The organism is Mycobacterium montefiorense, from assembly GCF_025823255.1.
GTDB classification, from domain to species: Bacteria; Actinomycetota; Actinomycetes; order Mycobacteriales; family Mycobacteriaceae; genus Mycobacterium; species Mycobacterium montefiorense.
Map to the genome: position 1 here is coordinate 83,591 of NZ_JACKVL010000012.1, position 22,839 is coordinate 106,429.

A 22,839-nucleotide genomic window follows, 5' to 3' on the forward strand; every position below is an offset into this window, starting at 1 on the left:
ATAGTGATTGGCGTCGCGATAGTCCGGTGCCGGCAGGGCCCGTGTGTCGAGTTTGCCGTTGACCGTCATCGGCAACGCGTCGATCACCAGTACCGCGGCCGGCACCATGTAGGGCGGCAGCTGCTCGGCGAGTTGAGTGCGTACCAGGGCCGGATCGGCGGTTCCCGTGACATACCCGACGAGATGCTTGATCCCGCGGCGGTCCTCACGGGCGATCACGGCAGCCTGTTCGACACCTTCCAAACCAGCTAGGGCCGCCCGGATTTCGCCGAGCTCGATGCGGTAGCCCCGGATTTTGACTTGCTCATCGGCCCGCCCGACGTACTGCAGCTGCCCGTCGGCATCCCACCGCACCAGGTCCCCGGTGCGGTACATCCGTTGTCCAGACGCTTCGTCGCCGGCGAAGGGACACGCTATGAACCGCGACGCGGTCAAACCCGCCCGGCGCCAATACCCGTGTCCCACACCGCGGCCGGCCAGATACAATTCGCCGACCACCCCGATGGGCACCGGGCGCAACCAGCCGTCGAGCACAAAGAAGGCTGCGCCGGCAATCGGCGAACCGATTGGCACTGCACCGGCTTTCGGGGCCAGAGGCGCACTCTTGGATGCCCACATCGTCGTCTCGGTGGGGCCATAGACGTTGATCATCGTTCGACCGGGCGCCCATCGATCCACCACCTCGGGTGGGCAAGCCTCGGCACCGATCACCAATGCCGCCGAGCCCAGACCGTCGATCGAAAGCGCCGCCACCGCAGACGGAGTCTGGGTAAGCACGGTGACGTGTTCGTTGACGAGTAAGTCGTGGAAGTCCTGCGGTGAGCGGGTCATCGGCTCGGGCACCACCACCAGCCGTCCGCCGTGTAGCAGGGCACCCCAGATCTCCCAGATCGAGAAGTCGAACGCATACGAATGGAACTGCGTCCACACTTGTTCCTCTGTCAGCTCCAGTCCGGCTTCCAGCGAGTCGAACAGCTGGGTGACGTTGGCGTGGTTGACCGCGACGCCTTTGGGGACACCGGTGGTACCTGAGGTGTAGATGATGTGGGCGACATCGTCGGGTGCCGGCATCGGTAGCGCGGTGGCAGGTTGAGTAGCGACGGCGGGGTCGCGGACATCAACCGTGACCAAGTCGTACCCGTCGAGCCGCACGAGCAGCTCGGTGGTGGTCAGTGCGGCGATCGGTGCGGCGTCGGTCAGCATGAATTCGATTCGCGCCGCGGGATGAGCCGGATCGATCGGCACATACGCCGCCCCGGTCTTCAATACCGCCAATATCGCGACGATGGCCTCGGCCGAACGCGAAAACAGTAACGCCACAGACTGTCCCGGGCATACTCCCCGGTCGGCGAGCAGGTGTGCCAGCCGGTTGGACGTCTCGTCGAGCTCGCGGTAAGTCATCGAGCTGCCTTCGAAGGTGATCGCCACCGCATCGGGTGTACGCGCGGCCTGCGCGGCGTACAACTCCGGGATCGATACACCAATACCGTTCCTGGCCAAGGTTTCCCGGTTGCCGATGTCGTCGAGGCGGATGTGCTCTTCGGCGTCGAGCAGGTCCATCAACGACAACCTGCGGGTAGGTACGGTGGTCGAGACCACCAGCACTCGCTCCAATTGCCGGATAAGTGTGTCGATGCTGTCGGCGGTGAAGATCTCGCTGTCGTACTCGACGCGCAGGCCGAGTTCGTCGCCGGGCATGGCCTGCAGCGTCAGGGGATAGTGGTTGTTCTCGCGGGCGGTGTACCCGGTGACGGTCAAACCGTCGACGCCGAAAAGAGCGGGGTCGACGGGGTAGTTCTCGTAGACGAACAGCGTGTCGAAGAGTTGGTCGTGTCCGGCAGCGTGGTGAATGTCGGGTAGCGCCAGGTGCTGGTGCTCAAGTGTGTGGTTGTTGGCCCGGTGCAACTGCTCGAGTAGGTCGGCGGTGGTGGTGGTCGTGGTGATGGTGGCCCGGACCGGAATGGTGTTGATCAGTAGGCCCACCATTGAATCCGAACCGGCCAGCTCGACGGGGCGCCCGGATACCGCGGTGCCGAAGGCGATGTCACGCTGACCGGTCAGCCACATCAGCAGCTGCGCCCAACTCGCCTGCAAGACGGTATTGATGGTGGTGTGGTGCCCGCGCGCCAGTTCGACCACGGCCCGCGTCGTTTCGGCGGAGACCCGCGATGTGGCCACCTCTCGCCGGCCGAGCCCGACCCGGCCGGGCGGACCTACCAGGGTGGGGACCTCGAAGCCGGCGAAAACTTCACGCCAGGCCGTCGCGGCGCTGTGACGGTCTTGTTCGCTCAGCCAGGCCACGAACCGGCGATAGGGCGCGGGTGCGGGAAGCCGCTGTCCGCAGTATGTAGTGAAGATCTCCTGCAACAGGATTGGCAGTGACCAGCCATCGAGCACAATGTGATGGTTCGTCAGCACCAATCGGTGCAAGTCTTTGTCGATGAGCGTCAACGCGACTCGGAATGCGGGCGGATTGGTCAGGTCGGCGACCGCGGCACGCTCGGCGGTGCATAGCCGCTGGATCTGTTCCTCGATATCGACGTCGTCAGCGAGTTCGGGGTAGTGCCAAGCTAATACGGGATCGGCGGGAATGACCTGGATCGGCGGATCGAACTCCGGGCAGAATCGGGCTGCCAGGTTGGGATGGCGGCCGACCACGACGTCGACCGCCTTCCGCAGCCGGTCGGGCTCCAGCGAGCCGGCGACGGTGATGTCCAGCTGCACCGCATACAACTCGCCCAAAGCGCTGCGGCCGTGGCTATTGGCGTGGAAAAGCAGACCCTGCTGCAGCGGAGTCAGCGGCAAGATGTCGGCGATGTGCTCGCGCCGGCACAGCTCATCGATCTGCTGCTGGCTGAGTCGGGCCGGCGAGATGTCGGACGGCGTCAAGCCGCCGCCGCCGCCGCGGACATGCGCGCAGATCCCGGCCAGAGCGGTAAACCACAATTGATTCAGCCGGCTGACTTGCTCGACGTCGAGCGCCGAGACTGCCCAGGTCCAGGTTGCGTGCAAATGCGGCCCGGCGTCCGTGTCGAGCGTGCCGGCATTGAGTTCCACACTGTGCCCCAACGGCATTGGAATCGCCGAGGCCACGGCGGCCACCGACACACCGTCCTCACTGATCAGCCACAAGTCGTCGGAGTGCTCGACGGCACCGGCGCCCAGGCGCCCGAAATAGTTAAACCCGATCGCCGGGTCGGCCGAATCCAGATTCACCTCCGGATTGAGGTAGCGCAGCAGTCCGTAGTTCAGGCCGTCGGGCAGCGCGCGCAGTTGCTCTTTGGCGTCTTTGATCAACGCGCCCAGTGCCGACTCACCTGAGATCACCTGCGCCCAGCTCAGCCCGCCAACGTTCAGGGCTACTGGATATTTGCTGGTAAACCAACCCACGGTGCGCGACAAGTCCACGTCGCCGGCCAGATCGGCGTAGCGCCCATGGCCCTCCACATCGATGCCGATCGGCGCACGGCCGGTACCCAAGAACTCGGCCCAGGCCAACGCGAATGCGACCAGCAGAATGTCTTGCACCCCAGCGTGAAACGCCGCGGGCACCTCTCTCAGCAGCATCCGGGTTGTCTCGATGTCCAGATCCACCGATAAGCGTCCCGCGCTGGCGTAGGTATCCAGCTCGGGCTGGGGTGCGGGCAGTAATGCCGGGGTCGCGGCCACCTGCCGCCACACCTCGGCCTGAGCTACTACCTCGGGAGCCCGCGCGTGCTCATTGAGCCACGACGCCCACCGGGCAAACGAGGTCCCCGGCGCCGGCAAGGCCACCTCTTGCTCGGCGCACAGCTGGGCCCAGGCAAGGTTGATGTCTTCCAACAGGATTCGCCACGAGACTCCGTCGACGGCCAGATGATGAATGATCAACACCAGCTCACCGATCGGCGCCACCCACAGTGCGCTCAGCATCGTTCCGGTGGCCGGATTCAACCGGGCCCGCGCCCGGACCAGCGCCTCGTCGGATAGCTCTTCGACGGTGTTCAGGCAGCCGCGCGCATCCACCACGCCGGGGTCGGGGACCCACAATGACCAGCTCCCGGCGTCGTCTTCGTCGACGCGCAGCCGCAGCGTCGCGTGTCGATCGAGCAACGCTTGCAACACCACCACCACGTCGGCCTCAGTCGCCGCGACCGGGGCCGCAATGGCCACTGCCTGGTTGAACTGCTCGACGTGACCCGCTACGTCCTCTAGCCAGCGGACGATCGGTGTGGCCAGGACTTCGCCCACACCCTCGTCAACTACACCGGCCTCATCCGTCGAGACACTGGCTACTCGAGCCACCCGGGCGACGGACTGTTCGACGAAGATATCCCGCGGACGGCACACCACCCCGGCCGCGCGCGCCCGGGACACCACCTGCATCGACAAGATGCTGTCGCCACCCAGGTCGAAGAAGGACTCATCGACCCCCACTCGCTCCAACCCCAAAACTTGGGCGTAGATCTCGGTCAGGATCTCCTCGATGGCGTCGGTGGGAGCGCGGTAGTGATCCGCATCGTGATACTCGGGCGGGGGTAAGGCTTGGGTGTCAAGTTTGCCGTTGACCGTCATCGGCAACACGTCGATCACGACCACTGCCGACGGCACCATATACGTGGGCAACCGATCGGCCAGTGCCGCGCGTGCTTGGGCGGGGTCGGCAGTCCCGGTGATGTAGCCGACGAGGCGCTTCGTCCCGGGAAGGTCCTCGCGGGCGACGACGGCGGCCTGCTCCACTCCCGCGAAATTGGCTAGAGCTGACCGGATTTCGCCGAGTTCGATGCGGTAGCCGCGGATCTTGACTTGCTCATCGGTGCGGCCCAGGTAGTCGAGCTGCCCGTCGGTGCGCCATCGCACCCGGTCCCCGGTGCGATACATTCTTTGTCCCGGGGAGCCGGCCTCCGCGAACGGGCACGCCATGAAGCGCGACGCGGTCAACCCTGCCCGGTGCCAATACCCGTGTCCCACGCCGCGGCCGGCCAGATACAACTCACCGACCACCCCGACGGGTACCGGGCGCAACCATTCGTCGAGAACAAAGAACGCCGCACCTGTCACCGGCGAACCGATCGGCGGCACACCCGAACCCGGTACGAGCGGTGCACTCTTGGATGCCCACATCGTTGTCTCGGTCGGGCCGTAGACGTTGACCATCACCCGTCCGCGCGCCCACCGATCGACCAAGTCGGGCGGGCAGGGTTCGGCGCCGATCACCAGCGCGGTCGACTCCAACCCCCGTGGCGAGAGCATCCCGACCGCCGACGGGGTCTGGGTGAGAACGGTGACCTGTTCGGCGACGAGTAGGGCGTGGAACTCTTCTGGTGAACCGGCCACAGCCTCGTGTACCACCACCAACCGTCCGCCGTGCAGCAGCGCGCCCCAGATCTCCCACACCGAGAAGTCGAACGCATACGAATGGCACTGTGTCCACACCTGTTCGGCCGACAGGTCCAGCCCGACATCCAACGAGTCGAACAGTTGAGTGACGTTGTGATGACTGACCGCAACACCCTTGGGCACGCCGGTGGTACCCGAGGTGTAGATGATGTGGGCGGTATCATCGGGCGACGGCGCGGGCAGCGCGGTGTCGGGCTGGGTGTCGATGCGCGGGTCGTCGACATCGATGATCCGTAGGCCGCACTGTTGCAACCGCGGTCGCAGCTCGGGGGTGGTGATCGCGGCGATCGGCGCGGCATCGGCCACCATGAACTCGATTCGCGCCGCGGGGTGGGCCGGGTCGATCGGTAAGTATGCCGCGCCCGACTTGAGCACCGCCAAGATTGCGATGATTGCTTCGGCGGATCGTGAAAATAGCAGTGCGACAAACTGACCGGGGCCTATCCCTTCGGAGGCAAGTAGGTGCGCCAACCGGTTGGCGGCCACATCGACCTCGCGGTAGGTCATCGATCGACCCTCGAAGGTGATCGCCACCGCCTCCGGAGCGCGGGTAACCTGCGCGGCCCACTGCGCCGGAACAGATACCCAGGCCGCTGACCGGGTCAGGACCGCGCGGTTGCCGATTTCGTCGAGGTGGGAGCGCTCGTCGGCACCCAGCATCTCGATCGAGGAAAGTCGCTGTGCCGCATCAGCGGTCATCGCCACCAACACCCGATGCAGCCGCCCGAGCAGCGCCTCGATGGTTCCCGTGTCGAACACGTCGGTCCGATACTCCACTGTTCCGGAAATCCCGCCGGGCTCACCGGATGCGGTGAAGCGTTCGGTCAGGGTGAAAGCCAAATCCGTTCGTGCGGTGTGGGTTTCGATCGGTATCAGAGTGGCCTGCAGATCACCCAACGTCAGTTCGGCTGGATCGGCGTTCTGCCAGCCCAACATCACTTGCACGAGTGGGTGATGGGCCAGGGACCGGATGGGGTTGAGGCGTTCGACGAGGACCTCGAAGGGCACGTCTTGGTGTTCATAGGCGGACAGGCTTCGCTGGCGAACCTGGGCCAACAACTGGCCGACAGTGGGATTTCCGGCCGTGTCGACACGCAGCACCAGCGTGTTGACGAAAAAGCCCACCAGCTCGTCGAGAGCGGGGTCACTGCGTCCCGCGATCGGGAATCCCACTGCCACGTCACTACTCGCGGACAGCGCGGACAGCAGCACGGCAAGGGCGGCCTGGACCACCATGAAGCTAGTCGAATTGTGTTCGCGTGCCAGCGCACGTATTTGCTGTTGCAACTCGGCCGGCCACGCGACGGCCACACTGGCGCCGCGCTGATCGGCCACCGGTGGGTAAGGCCGATCGCTGGGCAGCGCCAACACCTCGGGCATTCCTGCCAGGACATCTTCCCAATAGGCCAACTGCGTCGCGATCGGGCTGGCGGGGTCGTCGAGATCGCCGAATTGCGTACGCTGCCACAGCGTGTAATCGGCGTACTGCACCGCTAATGCGGGCCAACCCGGTGCTTGTCCCGCACATCGGGCGGTATAGGCCTCGCCCAGATCCCGCACCAGCGGAGCGATAGACCAGCCGTCGGCAGCGATGTGATGGACCACGCCCACCAGCACGTGCTCGTCCTTGTCGAGGTGGAAAAGGGTTGCTCGCAGTGGGATCTCGGTGGACAGGTCGAAGGCGTAGCTTGCCGCCGCGTCGACAGCCTCAGCTAGCCGGGCTGCGGTCCATCCATTGGAATCAATAATCTGCCAACCGAACTCGGCGCTACCAGCGGCGAGCACCTCTTGCCGTGGGGTGCTCTCGACCGCCGGGAACACCGTCCGCAGACTCTCGTGACGGGCGATCACATCGGCCAGTGCGGTGGCCAATGCGCCGGAATCAAGGTGGCCGGACAGCCGCAATGCCACCGCGATGTTGTACACCGCGGATGGTCCCTGTAACTGGCCCAGGAACCACAACCGCGATTGGGCATACGACAACGGCACCATTGCGGGCCGCTGGAAAGCCACCAACGGCTCCAGCCTGTCGTGGCCCGTGCCGACGCGGGGTACCAGCTCCGCGATCGTGGGAGCCTCGAACAATGTCCGCACCGAAAGTCCGCCTTCGAGTGCATGATTGATCGCGGCGATCGCCCGCATGGCCGAGAGTGAGTCACCACCCAGATCGAAGAAGGACTCCTCGATTCCGACCCTCTCGACACCGAGGACGTGGGCGTAGATCCCGGCCAAGATCTCCTCGACCGCGGTGGCCGGCGCGAGGTAGTGCTCAATGTCGCGATAGTCCGGTGCCGGCAGGGCTCGTGTGTCGAGTTTGCCATTGACCGTCAACGGCAATGCGTCGATCACCATCACCGCGGCCGGCACCATGTACGCCGGCAACTGTTGGGCCAACGCGCCGCGCAGCACGGCCGGATCGGCGGTTCCGGTGACATAACCCACCAAGCGCAAGTCATCGGGGCGGTCTTCGCGACAGAGCACCACCGCCTGCTCCACCCCATCCAATTCGGCTAGGGCGGAACGAATTTCGCCGAGTTCGATGCGGTAACCGCGGATTTTGACTTGGTCATCGGCGCGGCCGATATAGTCCAGCTGCCCATCGGCGCGCCACCGGACCAGGTCCCCGGTGCGATACATCCGTTGCCCGAGCTCTTCGGCGCCGGCGAAGGGACAGGCCACAAACCGTGATGCGGTCAACGTAGCTCGGCCCATATAGCCATATCCCACGCCGCGGCCCGCTACGTACAGCTCGCCGACCACCCCGGCGGGCACCGGGTGCAAACAGTCGTCGAGCACAAACAGCGCCGCCTCCGACGACGGCGCACCGATCGGCACCGTTGCCCCCGGGGTCAGGGTCGCGCTCATCGCGGCATAGATCGTGGTCTCGGTGGGGCCGTAGGCGTTGATCATCGTCCGCCCGGGCGCCCAGCGATCTACCACCTCGGCCGGGCAGGCCTCCCCGCCGATCACCAACGCCGCCGAGCCCAAGCCCTCCGGAGACAACGCCCCCACGGCGGAGGGAGTTTGGGTCAACACGGTCACGCGTTCGTCGACTAGCAGGGTGGTGAAGTCCTCCGGCGAGGCGGTCACCGCCTCGGGCACCACCAGCAGCCGTCCGCCGTGCAGCAGCGCACCCCAGATCTCCCACACCGAGATGTCGAACGCATAGGAGTGGCACTGAGTCCACACCTGTCCCGGTAGCAGGCCGGCATCTGAGGACTCGAGCTTCTGAGTGACGTTGAGTTGGGTGATGGCCACGCCCTTGGGCACGCCGGTGGTGCCAGAGGTGTAGATGATGTAAGCGATATCGTCGGGCTCCGGCATCGGCAGCGCGGTGGCGGCTTGAGCAGCGACGGCGGGGTCTCGGATATCAATGACCTGCAGGTGGTAGCCGCCCAATCGGTCGGACAGCGCGGCGGTGGTCAGTGCGGTCGTCGGCGCCGCATCGGCGAGCATGAACTCGATCCGCGCCGCGGGGTGAGCTGGATCGATCGGCACATAGGACGCGCCGGTCTTCAATATCGCTAGTATCGCGACGATGGCCTCGGCCGAACGCGAAAACAGTAGCGCCACTGACTGTCCCGGACCTGCTCCCCGGTCGGCGAGCAGGTGCGCCGCCCGATTTGCCGCGGCCTCGAGCTCGCGGTAAGTCATCGAGCGGCCTTCGAAGGTGATCGCCACCGCATCGGGAGTACGGGTCGCCTGCGCGGCGAACAACTCCGGAATCGATACCGCTATCGGGGCGGGTTGGGTCAGCACCGCCCGATTACCGATCTCGTCGAGGCGTGCCTGCTCGTCTACATCGAGCAGGTCCATCGACGAAAGCGCCAGGCCGGGGTCGGCGATCATCGCCGCCAACACGCGTTGCAACCGCTGCGTCAGTTCCGCGACGGCGAAATTCGCGTACGGCTGTCCCGCGCCGGCCGTGGTAAGGAACTGTTCGTCACCGGCACCGACGAAGAAAAGCCCGAAGTGGCCTATTGGTCCAAAACTCGTGTAGGTCGCCGTCGCCGGTACCCCGGCGAAATTCAGGGTGAGTCTGGACGGGATGAAATTGACTACCACCCGACCGGTCCCAGCAACCTGCACCGGGAATCGTTGATGCCGCAACGCTTCTCGTACTTGGGCGTCGACATGCTTGCAAAAGTCGGCCACCGTCAACCCTGGTGGCGCCTTCAGGACGAGTGGCACCACCCCGGCAACCATCCCGGGAAGCGTCTTCGACTTGGGATCCACGCGCCTGCTGACCGGGAAGTCGAGCACGACCTCCGAACCGCCGGCGCACCCCCGCACCAACAGGGCGCACGCGGCCGTGATGATCGAGGTTCGACGGACACCCAGCGCCTTGGCTAGCTGTTTGATTCGGCCGACGAGGGACGGGTCCAACTGAACCGGTGTGGTCGGCTGATTCGATTGCTGCCGGCCGGTGGCCTGAGGCAATCGATAGTCTGGGCCGGTTTCCGGCGGGAGGTTTGTTCGCCAGTAGGCCTGATCTTCGGAGTAGTCGGTCGACGCCTCGTACTCCAGCTCGCTGCGAACCAGGTCCTGCAGTGAGCCGAAGAACGGCGGAGAGGCGGGCGTACCCGAAACAATTGCGGTGTAGATAGCTGCAATCCGGCGGCCAACCAGTCCAATACCCAATCCGTCGAGGATTATGTGGTGGCAGCAGGCAAACCAATAGTATTCGTCGAGTTTCGTTCGGAATAAAGCAAATTTGAGTAACCGGCCGGTGAGCGGCATCGGTGTGTGTTGGATAGATGACGCAATTTCTCGGGCTTCGGCCACGGCGTCGCGCGAACCTCTGAGATCGTGGACGGCCAGCTCGAAATCCGGGTAATCGATCACCTTTTGGAAGACCTGACCGTCGGCCTCGAAAAAGGTAGCGCGACAGGGCTCGGCCTCTTGCAGGGCTTTGCTGATTGCCTGCTTGAGTAAATCGGGCTCAACTGAGCCTTCGATTCTGATGAATAGGCCGAGTTGCCAGTCAGTGCCGGAGCGACCCGTTTCCTGCGAGAGCCAAATATCTAATTGCCGGCGCGTCAGCGGAAGGGCACGGGCGTCAAGTTTCATTCGATTGCCCCTACCCAAATGGCCTACGTGATAACGGCCTTATCTGGTGCCGGGTTCCGCAGATTCGTTGGCCGTACTTCGGTGCAATAGCGTGCGGCGCAGTCGCAAACGGCGGCATGATTCGCCGCTTGGCTAACCGCTTCACCATGGGCACTGATATCTGCGAAAGCTCACTCCGGGCGGTGCCGCTGGTCGTCGTTGACCCTCGCCTCGAGGCTGTCCTTGTCGGCGCCGACGAATTGTTGCTCACCAGTACTCCCCACACGTCTAATCGACATGAGTGGAACAAACGCTAGTGGAAAAAATCGGGCACGAACAAGGATTCGGCAAAGTTCGCGATCTTCGCTCGGCGTACGGCGCAGTATTTTGCCCGGCCAATTTCGCGTTGCGAAAGTGCCAGCGTCGCAAGTGATCCCGCCTCCTAGTCGGCAGGAGCGAAGATCCTGCAAAGTTGTGTCCAGGCTACCGACTGTAAGGCGTGTCCGCCACCCGGACAGTCATGCTGCAGCCCCGCCCCGGGGTTCAGCGCGCCTGGCCCTGGGTGGCCAGGAAGCCCGCGACGCCCCGGACAAGCGCGTCAGCGTACTTCTGGCGGCCGTCCGCGGACTCCATCAGAGCCGAATCGACGGGGTTCTTCATGTTGCCGCACTCGACCAGGATCGAGGGGTACTGCGCCAGGTTGAGACCGGTCAGGTCCGAGCGTCCGTACAGCCCATTCTGGCCGATGTAGGTGGCCGGCGGGATGCCGGCGGCCGCCATCTGGTCGCGCATGATCCGCGCGTACTGCACTGACGGGCCGGCCTGCACCTGGTTAAGCGGCGGGGCCGAATAGTTGACGTGGAACCCGCGCCCCGACGATGGGCCGCCGTCGGCGTGGATGCTCAGGATCGCGTTGGGCCGCAACGAATTGGCCATGTTGGCGCGCTCATCGACACACGGCCCCAGCGCGTTGTCGTTGCCGCGGGACAATGCGGTCCTGACACCGAGTGCTGTCAACGCGGCGCGCACCCGCAACGCGGTGTCCCAGGTGAACGTGTGCTCCATGTAGCCGGTGTTGGTCGCGGTGCCGCTGGTCTGACAATCCTTCGTGCCGCCGCGACCGGTGGTGACCTGTCGGCCGATGGACGCGTCGTTCGCCCCGTTGTGGCCGGGGTCAATGAAGACCACCATGCCCGCGATGTTGGAAGGGGTTGCGGTGGCGGTCGGGATGATGATCGTCGAAACAGCAACAATCATGCCGACGAGCGTTCGGATCCCGACACGCCTGCTCACTGGTAGGTCCACGGCGCAAAGGTAACGCCGCGCGGTCTACGCTGGGTGTTTCGAATCGCCCGACACCCACAGGCGAAACCAACTCGAGACCAAGATGCGAGGGGATTGTCATGCAACCCGGAGGCGATATGTCGGCGCTGCTCGCCCAGGCGCAGCAGATGCAGCAAAAGCTAATGGAGGCTCAGCAACAACTCGCGAACGCCGAGATCCGCGGTCAGGCCGGTGGCGGCTTGGTCGAGGCCATCGTCAAAGGCAGCGGCGAGGTCATCGCGGTGAAGATCGATCCTTCGGTCGTCGACCCCTCGGACATCGAGACCTTGCAGGACTTGATCGTCGGCGCCATGGTCGATGCTTCCAAGCAGGTCACCCGGATGGCACAGGAGCAGTTGGGGTCCTTGACGGCCGGCTTGGGCGGCCCGCCGGCCCCACCGGCTCCCCCCGGCTCGCCGACCCAGATCCCGGGGCTCTAACTCACTTACCGCCATGTTCGAGGGACCGGTCCAGGATCTGATCGACGAGCTCGGCAAGCTGCCGGGTATCGGGCCAAAGAGCGCGCAGCGCATCGCTTTTCACCTGTTGTCGGTCGAACCGCCGGACATCGACCGACTCACCGCCGTGCTGTCGAAGGTCCGCGACGGCGTGCGCTTTTGTGCGGTGTGCGGCAACGTTTCCGACGACGAGCGTTGCCGGATCTGCGGCGATCCTCGCCGGGATGGCTCGCAGGTGTGTGTCGTCGAGGAGCCCAAGGACGTCGCGGCCGTCGAGCGCACTCGCGAATTCCGCGGCCGCTACCACGTGCTGGGCGGTGCGCTTGATCCACTGTCCGGCGTGGGCCCCGATCAGCTGCGGATCCGCGAGCTGCTGAGCCGCATCGGTGAGCGAGTCGACGGAGTGGACATCACCGAGGTGATAATCGCGACCGACCCCAACACCGAGGGGGAGGCGACGGCTACCTACCTGGTCCGGGTGCTGCGCGACATCCCCGGTCTGACGGTGACGCGAATCGCGTCCGGGCTGCCGATGGGCGGCGACTTGGAGTTCGCCGACGAGCTGACATTGGGGCGCGCGCTCACCGGCCGCCGGTCCATGGTCTGATCGCTGGGCCGTCCGTCACGTCGTCACGACGGCGAAGTTATCGCTGGCGGCCCACGCTTCTTCGAATGTCGCGAGGGAAACCTGCTCGTCGCGGCCCGTGCGCACGCCGCTGTCGTTGAGGTGCACCACACCGGCGTCGGTGTCGATACCGATGACCACCACGAAGTGGTTTTCCCTGGTGCGATCGCCGGGCCTGTTCCAGATGACGTTGTCGTTGACCCCGATGATCACCTTGCGCCCGCGGTCCAGATCGCGCGCCAGCGTGTCGGTGTCGGGGTGCAGTGCGTCGGCGTGGATGCCGTAGTGCGCCAGTAGCGGGACGATGTCGCGATTGCTCGTCCGGCCGCCGGGGTGGTAGATCGGCCCGGGATGGGCGGCGCTCGGGATGTTTTCGGCCGCGGCGGTGATCTCGTCCTCGCTGGGCTCGTGCCCGCTGATCTGGCCGATCACGTCGGCCACCGCCATCTCCCCACAGTCGAGTTTCTGTTGCTGATAGCGCCAGTAGGGTGCGGCGGCGGCCGGGTCGCTATGCATCCCGGGGGCGATGTGTGGGGCGGGCACTCTCGGAGCGGCGTTGGCCACACCGGTGATTCCGATCGCCCAGCCGGCGGCGGCCGCGGTCAACAACGCCGCGAGTGCGCCGAGGCGTGCCGTCGGGGCCACGGTTCCTGCGGTGCTGGTCATCGGAGCCCCTTTCTCGAGCCGCCGCGAGACGCGTCGGTGTCGAGGAAAGGATTCGATATGGGCCTATAAGGAATCTTGTTGTGCAGGTAGGGCCGAGTACTCGCCGGCCGCGAGCCGGCGGTTCAGGCCTTGCTCAATTGGAATGGTCTGGTAAAGGTCTTGCCCGGCTCTGCACCACACGCATCGGACGTCGTCGTCTGCTGGCCTTCGCCGGCAAGCGACACGGCATCGAAGCTGTAGTCGACGGTCACCGGGGCCGATGCCCCGTTCGGGCACGGCACCTGGGCCGTGCCGGTGTGAGTCCATCGCCCATTCGCCAGGTGGAACTCCCAGCTGATGACGAATGTCCCGCCATCTTGCGACGTCGCCAGGATGCAGTCCGATCCGCACGGGACGAAAAGCCAGGCCGTCGATTTGTCGTTGTCCGCGTAGCGCACGTTGTACCGGCCGTTCAGGACTTCGGGGTTGGCGTTCGCCGGCGTTGACGACGTGATGAACGCGGCACCTGCCAGCAGTGCGGCACCGGCGGCCAGTCTCGGGCTGATCTTCGTCGTCGCTGCTCGCACGGCTAGCGCGCCGCCAGTCGTTCGCGGCGCAACAGGTCCACTTCGGGCAGCTCCAGCGGCGCCAGCTCGCCCACCACCTTGCTCAGCAGCAGGTCGGCCAGCTCCGGGTTGCGGGCCAGACACGGCCCATGCATGTACGTCGCCACGACGCTGCCCTGAATCATGCCGTCAAAGCCGTCGCCGAGCCGATTGCCGGCCCCCTTGACGACCGCGCCCAGCGGTGCGGCGGCCGGGCCCAACACCGTGCCGCCGCGGTGGTTTTCAAAGCCGGTGAGCTGCCGGGTCAGTCCGGCCAGCAGCGGCTTGCTCACCAGCTCGCCGATCTTGCGCGCATCCTGCGGGGAGGTCGTGGCGTCCAGCATGCCCACACCGTCGACCCGTTCCCCGGACGACGTCTCGTACCAGTGCCCGAGCACCTGGACGGCGGCGCAGATCGCCAGCACGGGTGCGCCGCGTTCCGCCGCGCGCTGCAGGCCCGGGTAGCGCTGCAGGTGCCGGGTGGCCAGCCGCTGGGCGTAGTCCTCGGCGCCGCCGAGGGTGTACAGGTCCAAGTCTTCCGGCACCGGGTCGGCCAGCGTGATCTCCACGATCTCGGCGTCGATACCCCGCAGCCGGAGCCGTTGGCGCAGCACTACCGCGTTGCCGCCGTCGCCGTAGGTGCCCATCACGTCGGGCAGCACCAGCCCGATCCGCACCGCCGATTCAGCCATGCCGGGCCAATGCTCGGTGCAGCTGCAGGAAGGCGGTGTAGTTGGCGACGACCTCGACTCGCCCCGGTGGGCAGGACGCAATCGCCGCCAGGGTGTCGTGCACCAGCGTGTGCTTGACGCCTGCGTACCCCAACCGCACCGCCAGGTCGGTGCCGCGTTCGCCGGCGGCCACCACGGCGGTCTCCTCGCTTGATTCGCCTCGTGGCGCACGAGGCTCACCAGCGAGATGCTCGAAGCGCACATCCCACAGCCACGACAGGTCCTCGCCGTCGGGCACCTGCCCGTTGACCGAGATGACCACCCCGGCCGCGTGCTTGTCGACCATCGACAGCGCTTCCTGCCAGCCGGCCGGGTTCTTGGCCAGCAGAATTCGCGCGTCGTGCCGGCCGACCCGCACGGTCCGGTAGCGACCCGCGACCTCGTCGACTCCCGACACCGCGGCGACGGCTTTCGCGGGGTCGGCGCCCAGCGCGGCGGCGGCTGCGACGGCCTGGGCGGCATTGCCCCGATTCACCGCGCCCGGCAGCGCCAGCCGCATCGGCAGGGCCAGCCCGTCGGGTCCATACAACGTGTCCTCGTCGAAACGCCACTGCGGGCTGGGCCGTTTGAAGTCCGCGCCGGTGGAATACCAGTGGCCCTGGTCGCGGACGATCACCTCACCGCTGCGCGGGCAGCTGACCGAGTCGTTCGCCCACCCGCCGCCGGCGGCAACCCACACCACGTTCGGGCTGTCGTAGGCTGCCGACGTCATCAGCACGTCGTCGCAGTTGGCGACGACGACCGCATTCGGGTGGCGGGCCAGGCCGGCCCGCAGCGTGCGTTCGATGACGTTGATCTCGCCGACCCGGTCCAGCTGGTCGCGCGACAGGTTGAGCAGCACGATGACGCTGGGCTCGACGGCATCGGACACGTGCGGCACGTGCATCTCGTCGACTTCCAGCGCCGCCAGCCCGGCGCCGCGGTCGGCGGCTAGCGCGGCCACCAGGCCAGCGTCCATATTGGCGCCTTCGGCGTTGGTGGCCACCGACCCCAGCGTGCCCAAGGCCGCCGCGGCCATCCGGGTGGTCGTGGATTTTCCGTTGGTGCCGGTGACGACGACCGTGCGCCGTCCCGCACCGAGCTGGCGCAGGATCGAGCGGTCCAGTGTCATCGCGACCAGGCCGCCGATCATCGCCCCGGCGCCGCGCCCGGTCACCCGCGATGCCCAGCGCGCGCTCGTCCCTGCGGCGAGGGCTAGACGCGCACGGGTGGTGACCACCCGCGCAGTTTAAGGGCGATCGCCAGCGCGGCGCTTTTTGCCGGGTGCAGCGGGTCGCCCTGAGCAAGTCGAGGGCGATCGCCAGCGCGGCACCTTTTGCCAGCTCGAGTTAACGGCCGACACGGCTGCGCAGCGACCGGATGATGTCGGTTAGACGTGCCATTCTCAGTTCATGAGCCCCAAAAATCCGACGCCCTGGGGCCGGCCCGCGAGCGATCCGGACGCGGGTTGGGCCGTCATCGACGTCGAAACTTCGGGTTTCCGGCCTGGTCAGGCCCGGATCATCAGCCTTGCGGTGCTCGGACTCGACGTCGACGGCCGCGTGGAGCAATCCGTCGTCAGCCTGCTCAACCCCGGCGTCGACCCCGGCCCCACCCACGTACACGGGCTGACCGCCGCCATGCTGGAGGATCAGCCGCAGTTTGGCGACATCATCGGCGACGTGATCGGGGTGCTGCGCGGCCGCACGCTGGTGGCGCACAACGTCGCATTCGACTACGCATTCCTGGCCGCGGAGGCCGAGCTCACCGCCACCGAGTTGCCCGTCGACAGTGTCATGTGCACGGTCGAGCTGGCCCGGCGACTCAATCTGGGCGTCGAGAACCTGCGGTTGGAGACCCTCGCCGCGCATTGGGGCGTGATCCAGGAGCGGCCGCACGACGCCTTCGACGACGCGATGGTGTTGACCGGGGTGCTCGCGTCGGCGCTCGCCCGCGCCCGCGAACATGACATCTGGTTGCCGGTGCATCCGGTCACCCGGCGCCGCTGGCCCAACGGCCGCGTGACCCATGACGAGCTGCGCCCGCTGAAGTCGCTGGCATCCCGGATGCCCTGCCCATATCTCAACCCGGGGCCTTATGTCCGCGGCCGGCCACTGGTCCAGGGCATGCGGGTGGCGCTGGCCGCCGAGGTGCGGCGCACCCACGAGGAGCTTGTCGAACGGATCCTGCACGCCGGGCTGGCCTACACCGATGTCGTCGACCGCGAGACCTCGCTGGTGGTCTGCAACCACGATGCCCCCGAGCAGGGCAAGGGCTATCAGGCCCAGCAGCTGGGGGTTCCGGTGGTATCCGACGCCCAGTTCATGGACGGCGTCGGGGCCGTGATCGGCGGCACCAACATGGAGGAGTTCGTCGACGCTACGACGGCCGACGACCAGCTCGCGTTGTTCTAGACCGAACCTTGCGGTGCACGCGTTCTTCGACGCCCAGCGCCGCTAGCCGCGCGACGCCCGGTTGACCGCCGACACCACGGCACGCAGCGACGCGGTGGTGATCGACGGGGCGATGCCCACCCCCCACACCGTGCGGCCACCCACGGACGCCTCCACGTACGCCGCGGCCTGCGCGTCGTCGCCGGAACTCATCGCGTGCTCGGAGTAGTCCAGGACGGCAACGTCGAACCCGACGTCTCCCAGGGCGTCGACGAACGCGGCGAGCGGGCCGTTGCCGGTGCCGGTGATCTCGGTCTCGACGCCGTTGATCTTGACGGTCGCGGCGATTCTGGTCGTTCCGCTGTCTTCCTCATCGGCGTCGACGCGCTGCTTCATCCGCTCCAGCGGCAGGATCGGGGCGATGTACTCCTCGGAGAACGCGCCCCACATCTCCTTCGGCGACACCTCGCCGCCCTCGCCGTCAGCGATCTTCTGGATCACCTGCGAGAACTCGATCTGCAGCCGTCGCGGCAGGGCCAGACCGTGGTCGGCCTTCATGATGTAGGCCACCCCGCCCTTGCCGGACTGGGAGTTGACCCGGATCACCGCCTCATAGGTGCGGCCGACATCGCGCGGGTCGATCGGCAGGTACGGCACCTGCCAGAGCATCTCTTCGACATCGCTGTCCGCGGCGTCGGCGTCGGCCTTCATTTGGTCCAGGCCCTTGTTGATGGCGTCCTGGTGGCTGCCCGAGAACGCGGTGTAGACCAGATCGCCGCCGTACGGGTGACGCTCATGCACCGGAAGCTGGTTGCAGTACTCCACCGTGCGGCGGATCTCGTCGATGTTGGAGAAGTCGATCTGCGGGTCCACGCCGCGAGAGAACAGGTTCAGCCCCAGCGTCACCAGGCACACGTTGCCGGTGCGCTCCCCGTTGCCGAACAGGCAGCCCTCAATCCGGTCAGCGCCGGCCTGATAGCCCAATTCGGCTGCGGCAACAGCGGTTCCGCGGTCATTGTGCGGATGCAGGCTCAGGATCACCGACTCCCGGTTGGCCAGGTTGCGGCTCATCCACTCGATCGAGTCGGCGTAGACGTTCGGGGTGGCCATCTCCACCGTGGCGGGCAGATTGAAGATGATCGGGTTTTGTGGTGTCGGCGCGATGATCTCGCCAACGGCGTCGCACACCTGCTTGGCGTACTCCAATTCCGTTCCGGTGTAGGACTCCGGCGAATACTCGAATCGCCATTGCGTGTCCGGGTATTTGGCCGCCTCTTCGACGCACTTGCGCGCGCCCTCGGTCGCGATGGCCTGCACCGCGGCGCGATCGGCGCGAAATACCACGCGCCGCTGCAGGATTGACGTCGAGTTGTAGAAGTGCACGATCGCCCGGTGCACGCCCTGGCACGCCTGGAAGGTGCGCTCGATCAGCTCCGGGCGGCACTGCGTCAGCACCTGGATGGTGACGTCGTCGGGAATGGCGCCGTCGGTGATGATCTCGCGAACGAAGTCGAAGTCGGTTTGGCTGGCCGACGGGAATCCGACTTCAATCTCCTTGTAGCCCATGGTAACCAGCAGTTCGAACATACGGCGCTTACGAGCTGGGCTCATCGGGTCGATCAACGCCTGGTTGCCGTCGCGCAGATCCACCGCACACCATAACGGGGCGCCATTGATGACGCGGTCCGGCCAGCCGCGGTTGGCGACCTGGATCTGCTCGACTTCGTCGGCAAACGGTCGGTATCGATTCACCGGCATCGACGAGCCACGCTGGGGGTTCCACGTGGGCTGATCAGATCGGTGCGGGCCCGCGGGCTTTTGGATGGTGCGGGCCCTGACAGGCGACGACGTGTACGCGTCGGGGTGGGCAGGTTCAGAGAAGTTGGTCACGGTAATTGCTCCGGGGGTGTCAGAAGGGGCTTCAAACCGGCGCATCGCGAACACCCGCGACGGGAGGCCGGTCTGGATCAGACCCCGTCGCGGCGTCCGAGAAGGAGCATCCGCTGCACGTTGTGAACTCTACCGCGATCAGCGCCTGGGCGAAAACTACGCCGCATCGAGACCAAAACCGCAGGCTGTGGCACTCGCCATCGGGTCAAAAAACAAGATGCGCCGCCACGTATCCTGTTGTGAACTTGAACCACGTCTGTGGGTGTGGAAGGGCAGGCAGAGAAACAGTGGCGCTCGTCGTACAGAAGTACGGCGGATCCTCGGTGGCCGACGCCGACCGGATCCGCCGTGTCGCGGAACGCATCGTCGAGACCAAGAAGCAGGGCAACGACCTCGTCGTGGTGGTCTCAGCGATGGGCGACACCACCGATGACCTGCTGGATCTGGCCCAGCAGGTGTGCCCGGTGCCACCGGCCCGCGAATTGGACATGCTGCTCACGGCCGGTGAGCGCATCTCCAACGCGCTGGTGGCCATGGCGGTCGAATCGCTCGGCGCCCGCGCCCGGTCGTTCACCGGCTCGCAAGCCGGTGTCATCACCACCGGCACGCACGGGAACGCGAAGATCATCGACGTCACGCCGACCCGGTTGCGGTCCGCGCTCGACGAAGGCGACGTCGTGTTGGTCGCCGGCTTCCAGGGCGTCAGCCAGGACAGCCGGGACGTCACCACGCTGGGCCGCGGCGGCTCGGACACCACGGCCGTCGCGCTGGCCGCCGCCCTGAATGCCGACGTCTGCGAGATCTACACCGACGTGGACGGCATCTTCAGCGCGGACCCGCGGATCGTGCGTACCGCTCGCAAGCTGGACACCGTCACCTTCGAGGAAATGCTTGAGCTGGCGGCGTGCGGAGCCAAGGTGCTGATGCTGCGCTGCGTGGAATACGCCCGCCGGTACAACTTGCCCGTACACGTCCGGTCGTCGTACTCGGACAAACTAGGCACCGTCGTCGTCGGATCGATCAAGGACATAACTATGGAAAGCCCCCTGCTGACCGGAGTTGCGCACGACCGCAGCGAGGCCAAGGTGACCGTCGTCGGGATTCCGGACATCCCCGGCTATGCGGCCCGGGTCTTTCGCGCCATCGCCGAGGCCGACGTGAACATCGACATGGTGTTGCAGAACGTGTCCAAGGTCGAGGACGGCAAGACGGACATCACGTTCACCTGCTCGCGCGACAGCGGGCCCACCGCGGTGGCCAAGCTGGACTCACTCCAAGACGAGATCGGCTTCACCCAACTGCTTTACGACGACCACATCGGCAAGGTGTCGCTGATCGGTGCGGGCATGCGCAGCCACCCCGGCGTTACCGCGACCTTCTGTGAGGCGCTGGCCGCCGTCGGCGTCAACATCGAGCTGATCTCCACCTCCGAGATCCGCATCTCGGTGCTGTGCCGCGACACCGAACTAGATAAGGCCGTCGTGGCGTTGGATGAGGCGTTCGGGCTCGGCGGCGACGAGGAGGCCACGGTGTATGCGGGGACGGGCCGTTAGATGGTTGCAATAGGGGTAGTAGGCGCCACCGGTCAGGTGGGCCAGGTGATGCGCAATCTGCTCGACGAGCGCGATTTCCCGGCGACGACGGTGCGGTTCTTCGCGTCCACCCGCTCGCAGGGCCGCAAACTGCCGTTCCGCGGCCAGGAGATCGAGGTTGAAGACGCCGCGACGGCGGACCCGACCGGCCTGGACATCGCGGTGTTCTCGGCCGGAAAGACGATGTCACTGGTGCAGGCCCCGCGGTTCGCGGCAGCCGGGGTGATTGTCATCGACAACTCTTCGGCCTGGCGCAAGGACCCGGATGTGCCGTTGGTGGTGTCGGAGGTCAACTTCGCCCGTGACGCTGCCAACCGGCCGAAGGGCATCATCGCCAACCCGAACTGCACCACGATGGCCGCGATGCCGGTGCTCAAGCCGCTGCACGAGGAAGCCGGGCTGCAGCGCCTGGTGGTGTCGAGCTATCAGGCGGTGTCCGGTAGCGGGGTGGCCGGTGTCGAGGAGCTGGTGACGCAGGCGCGTGCGGCCATCGACGACGCCGAGCAACTGGTGCACGACGGGCGGGCCCTGGATTTTCCGGTGCCGAAGACCTACGTCGCGCCCATCGCGTTCAATGTGCTGCCGCTGGCCGGGTCGTTGGTGGACGACGGCTCCGGGGAGACCGACGAGGACCAGAAGCTGCGCTACGAGAGCCGCAAAATCCTCGGCATTCCCGAGCTGCTGGTAAGCGGGACCTGCGTGCGGGTTCCGGTGTTCACCGGGCACTCGTTGTCGATCAATGCCGAGTTCGCCCGGCCACTTTCGCCGCAGCGGGCGGCCGAACTGCTCAGTGTCGCACCCGGCGTGAAGGTCGTGGACGTACCGACCGCTTTGGATGCCGCCGGAGTCGACGAATCGCTGGTCGGCCGGATCCGCCGCGACGAAGGGGTGCCGGACGGGCGGGGACTCGCGCTGTTCGTCTCGGGGGACAATCTGCGTAAGGGTGCCGCGCTCAACACCATTCAGATCGCCGAGCTGCTGGCCGCCCAGCTGTGACGTGCGGGTGAGCAGCGCGCGGATCTCGCTGTTCGCTACGCTGTGTTTGCTTGTCTCACAATCTGTTTGGGTCGTGCATGCCGATCCTCCGGCACCCGCTCCGGGGCCAATCGTGGCACCGCTGGCGCCGGGTCAGGTGCTGCGAATCGGCCCGACGGCCGGAACTGGCACTCCCACAAAGGATTACGGAATCGGAGCCACAGATCTCTGTGAATTCCTGGAGTTTCCAACCGAACTGCTGCAGGTCTGCGGCGACAGCTTCGCAGGACAGGGCGTGGGGTTCGGCGGCTGGTATTCGCCGGTCGCCCTGCACGTCGATACCTCGTCGGTCGATGATCCGGCCGGGGTGCGCTACACAGGCGTCACCGGGATCAGCAAGCCGCTGCTGGCCGACCCCGCGCCCCCGGGTGACTCACAGTTGCCGGCCGGTGTGGTGCAGATCAACCGGCGCAACTACCTGATGGTGACGACCACGAAGGACCTCGCGCCGCAGAGCTCGCGGCTGGTGATGGCCGAAGCGGCGCGCGCCGGTTGGCAGACGGTTCCGGGGTCCAAGCGCGACAGCTCCTTTCAGGGCGGCTCCCAGACGCAGATCAGCGGGTACTACGACCCGATCCCGACCGCCGATTCGACGACGGGGTGGGTGTACATCGTGGCCAACAGCTTCACCCGCAGTCAGCCGGTGGTGCTGTATCGGGTTACGCCGCAGAACTTCACGGACCGGTCGCGCTGGCAGGGCTGGGCGGCCGGGCCGGGCGGCGGGTGGAACAAACCACCGACGCCGTTGTGGCCCGATCAGGTGGGCGAGATGTCCGTCAGGCAGATCGACGGCAAGGCGGTGCTGTCTTACTTCAATGCCAGCACCCTCAACATGGAGGTCCGGGTGGCGGACGGCCCGACGGGGTTGGGCGACGCTCCGGTGACCACGGTGGTGCAGCACGACGAGTGGCCGGAGCCGGCGGAAAGCCTTCCGCCACCTACTGATAACCGGCTGGCACAACCCTATGGCGGGTATATCTCGCCCGGCTCCATGCTCGACGAGCTACGAATCTTTGTCAGCCAGTGGGACACTCGGGCCCGGGTGGCCGCGCCCTATCGGGTGATCCAGTTCGCGGTCAACCCGTTCAAGCCTTAGTCAGAGACCTTTCGTGGCCTCCGGCACCTCCCATCCCTG

General features: G+C 66.1%; 12 protein-coding genes and 1 pseudogene (1 of these 13 running past the window's edge). 6 read left to right on the top strand and 7 right to left on the bottom strand.

Translation table 11 applies throughout. The annotated features are described in order from the left end of the window. Positions 1-10,467, bottom strand: a pseudogene (locus H7K34_RS26755) (non-ribosomal peptide synthase/polyketide synthase) (it extends 20,730 nt beyond the left edge of the window). A gap of 504 nt (positions 10,468-10,971) precedes the next feature. After that, positions 10,972-11,733: an Rv3717 family N-acetylmuramoyl-L-alanine amidase gene (locus tag H7K34_RS10070; RefSeq protein ID WP_201263390.1), complete on the bottom strand. Its 762-nt coding sequence runs from the start codon at positions 11,731-11,733 to the stop codon at positions 10,972-10,974. Positions 11,734-11,831: 98 nt separating this feature from the next. On the opposite strand from H7K34_RS10070, the gene H7K34_RS10075 reads away from it, so the two are divergent. Then, positions 11,832-12,191: a YbaB/EbfC family nucleoid-associated protein gene (locus H7K34_RS10075; protein ID WP_108920182.1), complete on the top strand. Its 360-nt coding sequence runs from the start codon at positions 11,832-11,834 to the stop codon at positions 12,189-12,191. Between the two features lie 13 nt (positions 12,192-12,204). After that, a complete protein-coding gene (gene recR, locus H7K34_RS10080) occupies positions 12,205-12,816 on the top strand; it encodes a recombination mediator RecR (RefSeq protein WP_108920183.1) in 612 nt (203 codons plus the stop codon). 15 nt (positions 12,817-12,831) lie between these two features. Here the strand turns inward: recR and H7K34_RS10085 are convergent, their stop codons facing one another. From H7K34_RS10085 to H7K34_RS10100, 4 genes are all read right to left on the bottom strand, one after another. Beyond that, the gene (locus H7K34_RS10085) at positions 12,832-13,500 is read right to left on the bottom strand and encodes a C39 family peptidase (RefSeq protein ID WP_264061761.1); all 669 of its coding nucleotides are present in this window, start codon (positions 13,498-13,500) and stop codon (positions 12,832-12,834) included. Positions 13,501-13,622: 122 nt separating this feature from the next. After that, positions 13,623-14,066 carry a hypothetical protein gene (locus H7K34_RS10090; RefSeq protein ID WP_264061762.1) on the bottom strand — a complete coding sequence of 148 codons (444 nt, stop codon included), beginning with the start codon at positions 14,064-14,066 and terminating at the stop codon, positions 13,623-13,625. Between the two features lie 2 nt (positions 14,067-14,068). Beyond that, positions 14,069-14,776 (bottom strand): type 1 glutamine amidotransferase, encoded by a 708-nt coding sequence (locus H7K34_RS10095; RefSeq protein WP_264061763.1) that lies wholly within the window; start codon positions 14,774-14,776, stop codon positions 14,069-14,071. Then, complete coding sequence (locus tag H7K34_RS10100; RefSeq protein ID WP_264061764.1) at positions 14,769-16,034, bottom strand: Mur ligase family protein; 1,266 nt, start codon at positions 16,032-16,034, stop codon at positions 14,769-14,771. Before H7K34_RS10100 ends, H7K34_RS10095 begins: the two co-directional genes overlap by 8 nt. A gap of 172 nt (positions 16,035-16,206) precedes the next feature. Between H7K34_RS10100 and H7K34_RS10105 the strand changes: the two genes are divergently transcribed. Further along, complete coding sequence (locus tag H7K34_RS10105) at positions 16,207-17,208, top strand: DEDDh family exonuclease (protein ID WP_264061765.1); 1,002 nt, start codon at positions 16,207-16,209, stop codon at positions 17,206-17,208. A gap of 42 nt (positions 17,209-17,250) precedes the next feature. On the opposite strand, the gene leuA is transcribed toward H7K34_RS10105, so the two are convergent. Further along, on the bottom strand, positions 17,251-19,122 hold the full coding sequence (gene leuA / locus H7K34_RS10110; RefSeq protein ID WP_264061766.1) for a 2-isopropylmalate synthase: 1,872 nt from the start codon (positions 19,120-19,122) through the stop codon (positions 17,251-17,253). A 242-nt stretch (positions 19,123-19,364) separates the two neighbouring features. Here leuA and H7K34_RS10115 point away from each other — a divergent pair, with 242 nt between their 5' ends. Genes H7K34_RS10115 through H7K34_RS10125 form a run of 3 tightly spaced genes read left to right on the top strand, consistent with a single transcriptional unit; the run spans position 19,365 to position 22,800 of the window. Continuing rightward, a complete protein-coding gene (locus H7K34_RS10115) occupies positions 19,365-20,630 on the top strand; it encodes an aspartate kinase (RefSeq protein ID WP_264061767.1) in 1,266 nt (421 codons plus the stop codon). Further along, positions 20,631-21,665 carry an aspartate-semialdehyde dehydrogenase gene (locus tag H7K34_RS10120; RefSeq protein ID WP_264061768.1) on the top strand — a complete coding sequence of 345 codons (1,035 nt, stop codon included), beginning with the start codon at positions 20,631-20,633 and terminating at the stop codon, positions 21,663-21,665. Positions 21,666-21,672: 7 nt separating this feature from the next. After that, positions 21,673-22,800 carry a DUF4185 domain-containing protein gene (locus H7K34_RS10125; RefSeq protein ID WP_372510730.1) on the top strand — a complete coding sequence of 376 codons (1,128 nt, stop codon included), beginning with the start codon at positions 21,673-21,675 and terminating at the stop codon, positions 22,798-22,800. Positions 22,801-22,839: the final 39 nt, after the last annotated feature.

Bases quoted from the DNA above. Each gene is read 5' to 3' on its own strand.
- H7K34_RS10075 (WP_108920182.1), top strand. From the start codon at position 11,832: ATGCAACCCGGAGGCGATATGTCGGCGCTGCTCGCCCAGGCGCAGCAG.
- recR (WP_108920183.1), top strand. From the start codon at position 12,205: ATGTTCGAGGGACCGGTCCAGGATCTGATCGACGAGCTCGGCAAGCTG.
- H7K34_RS10085 (WP_264061761.1), bottom strand. From the start codon at position 13,500: ATGACCAGCACCGCAGGAACCGTGGCCCCGACGGCACGCCTCGGCGCA.
- H7K34_RS10095 (WP_264061763.1), bottom strand. From the start codon at position 14,776: ATGGCTGAATCGGCGGTGCGGATCGGGCTGGTGCTGCCCGACGTGATG.
- H7K34_RS10105 (WP_264061765.1), top strand. From the start codon at position 16,207: ATGAGCCCCAAAAATCCGACGCCCTGGGGCCGGCCCGCGAGCGATCCG.
- leuA (WP_264061766.1), bottom strand. From the start codon at position 19,122: ATGCGCCGGTTTGAAGCCCCTTCTGACACCCCCGGAGCAATTACCGTG.
- H7K34_RS10120 (WP_264061768.1), top strand. From the start codon at position 20,631: ATGGTTGCAATAGGGGTAGTAGGCGCCACCGGTCAGGTGGGCCAGGTG.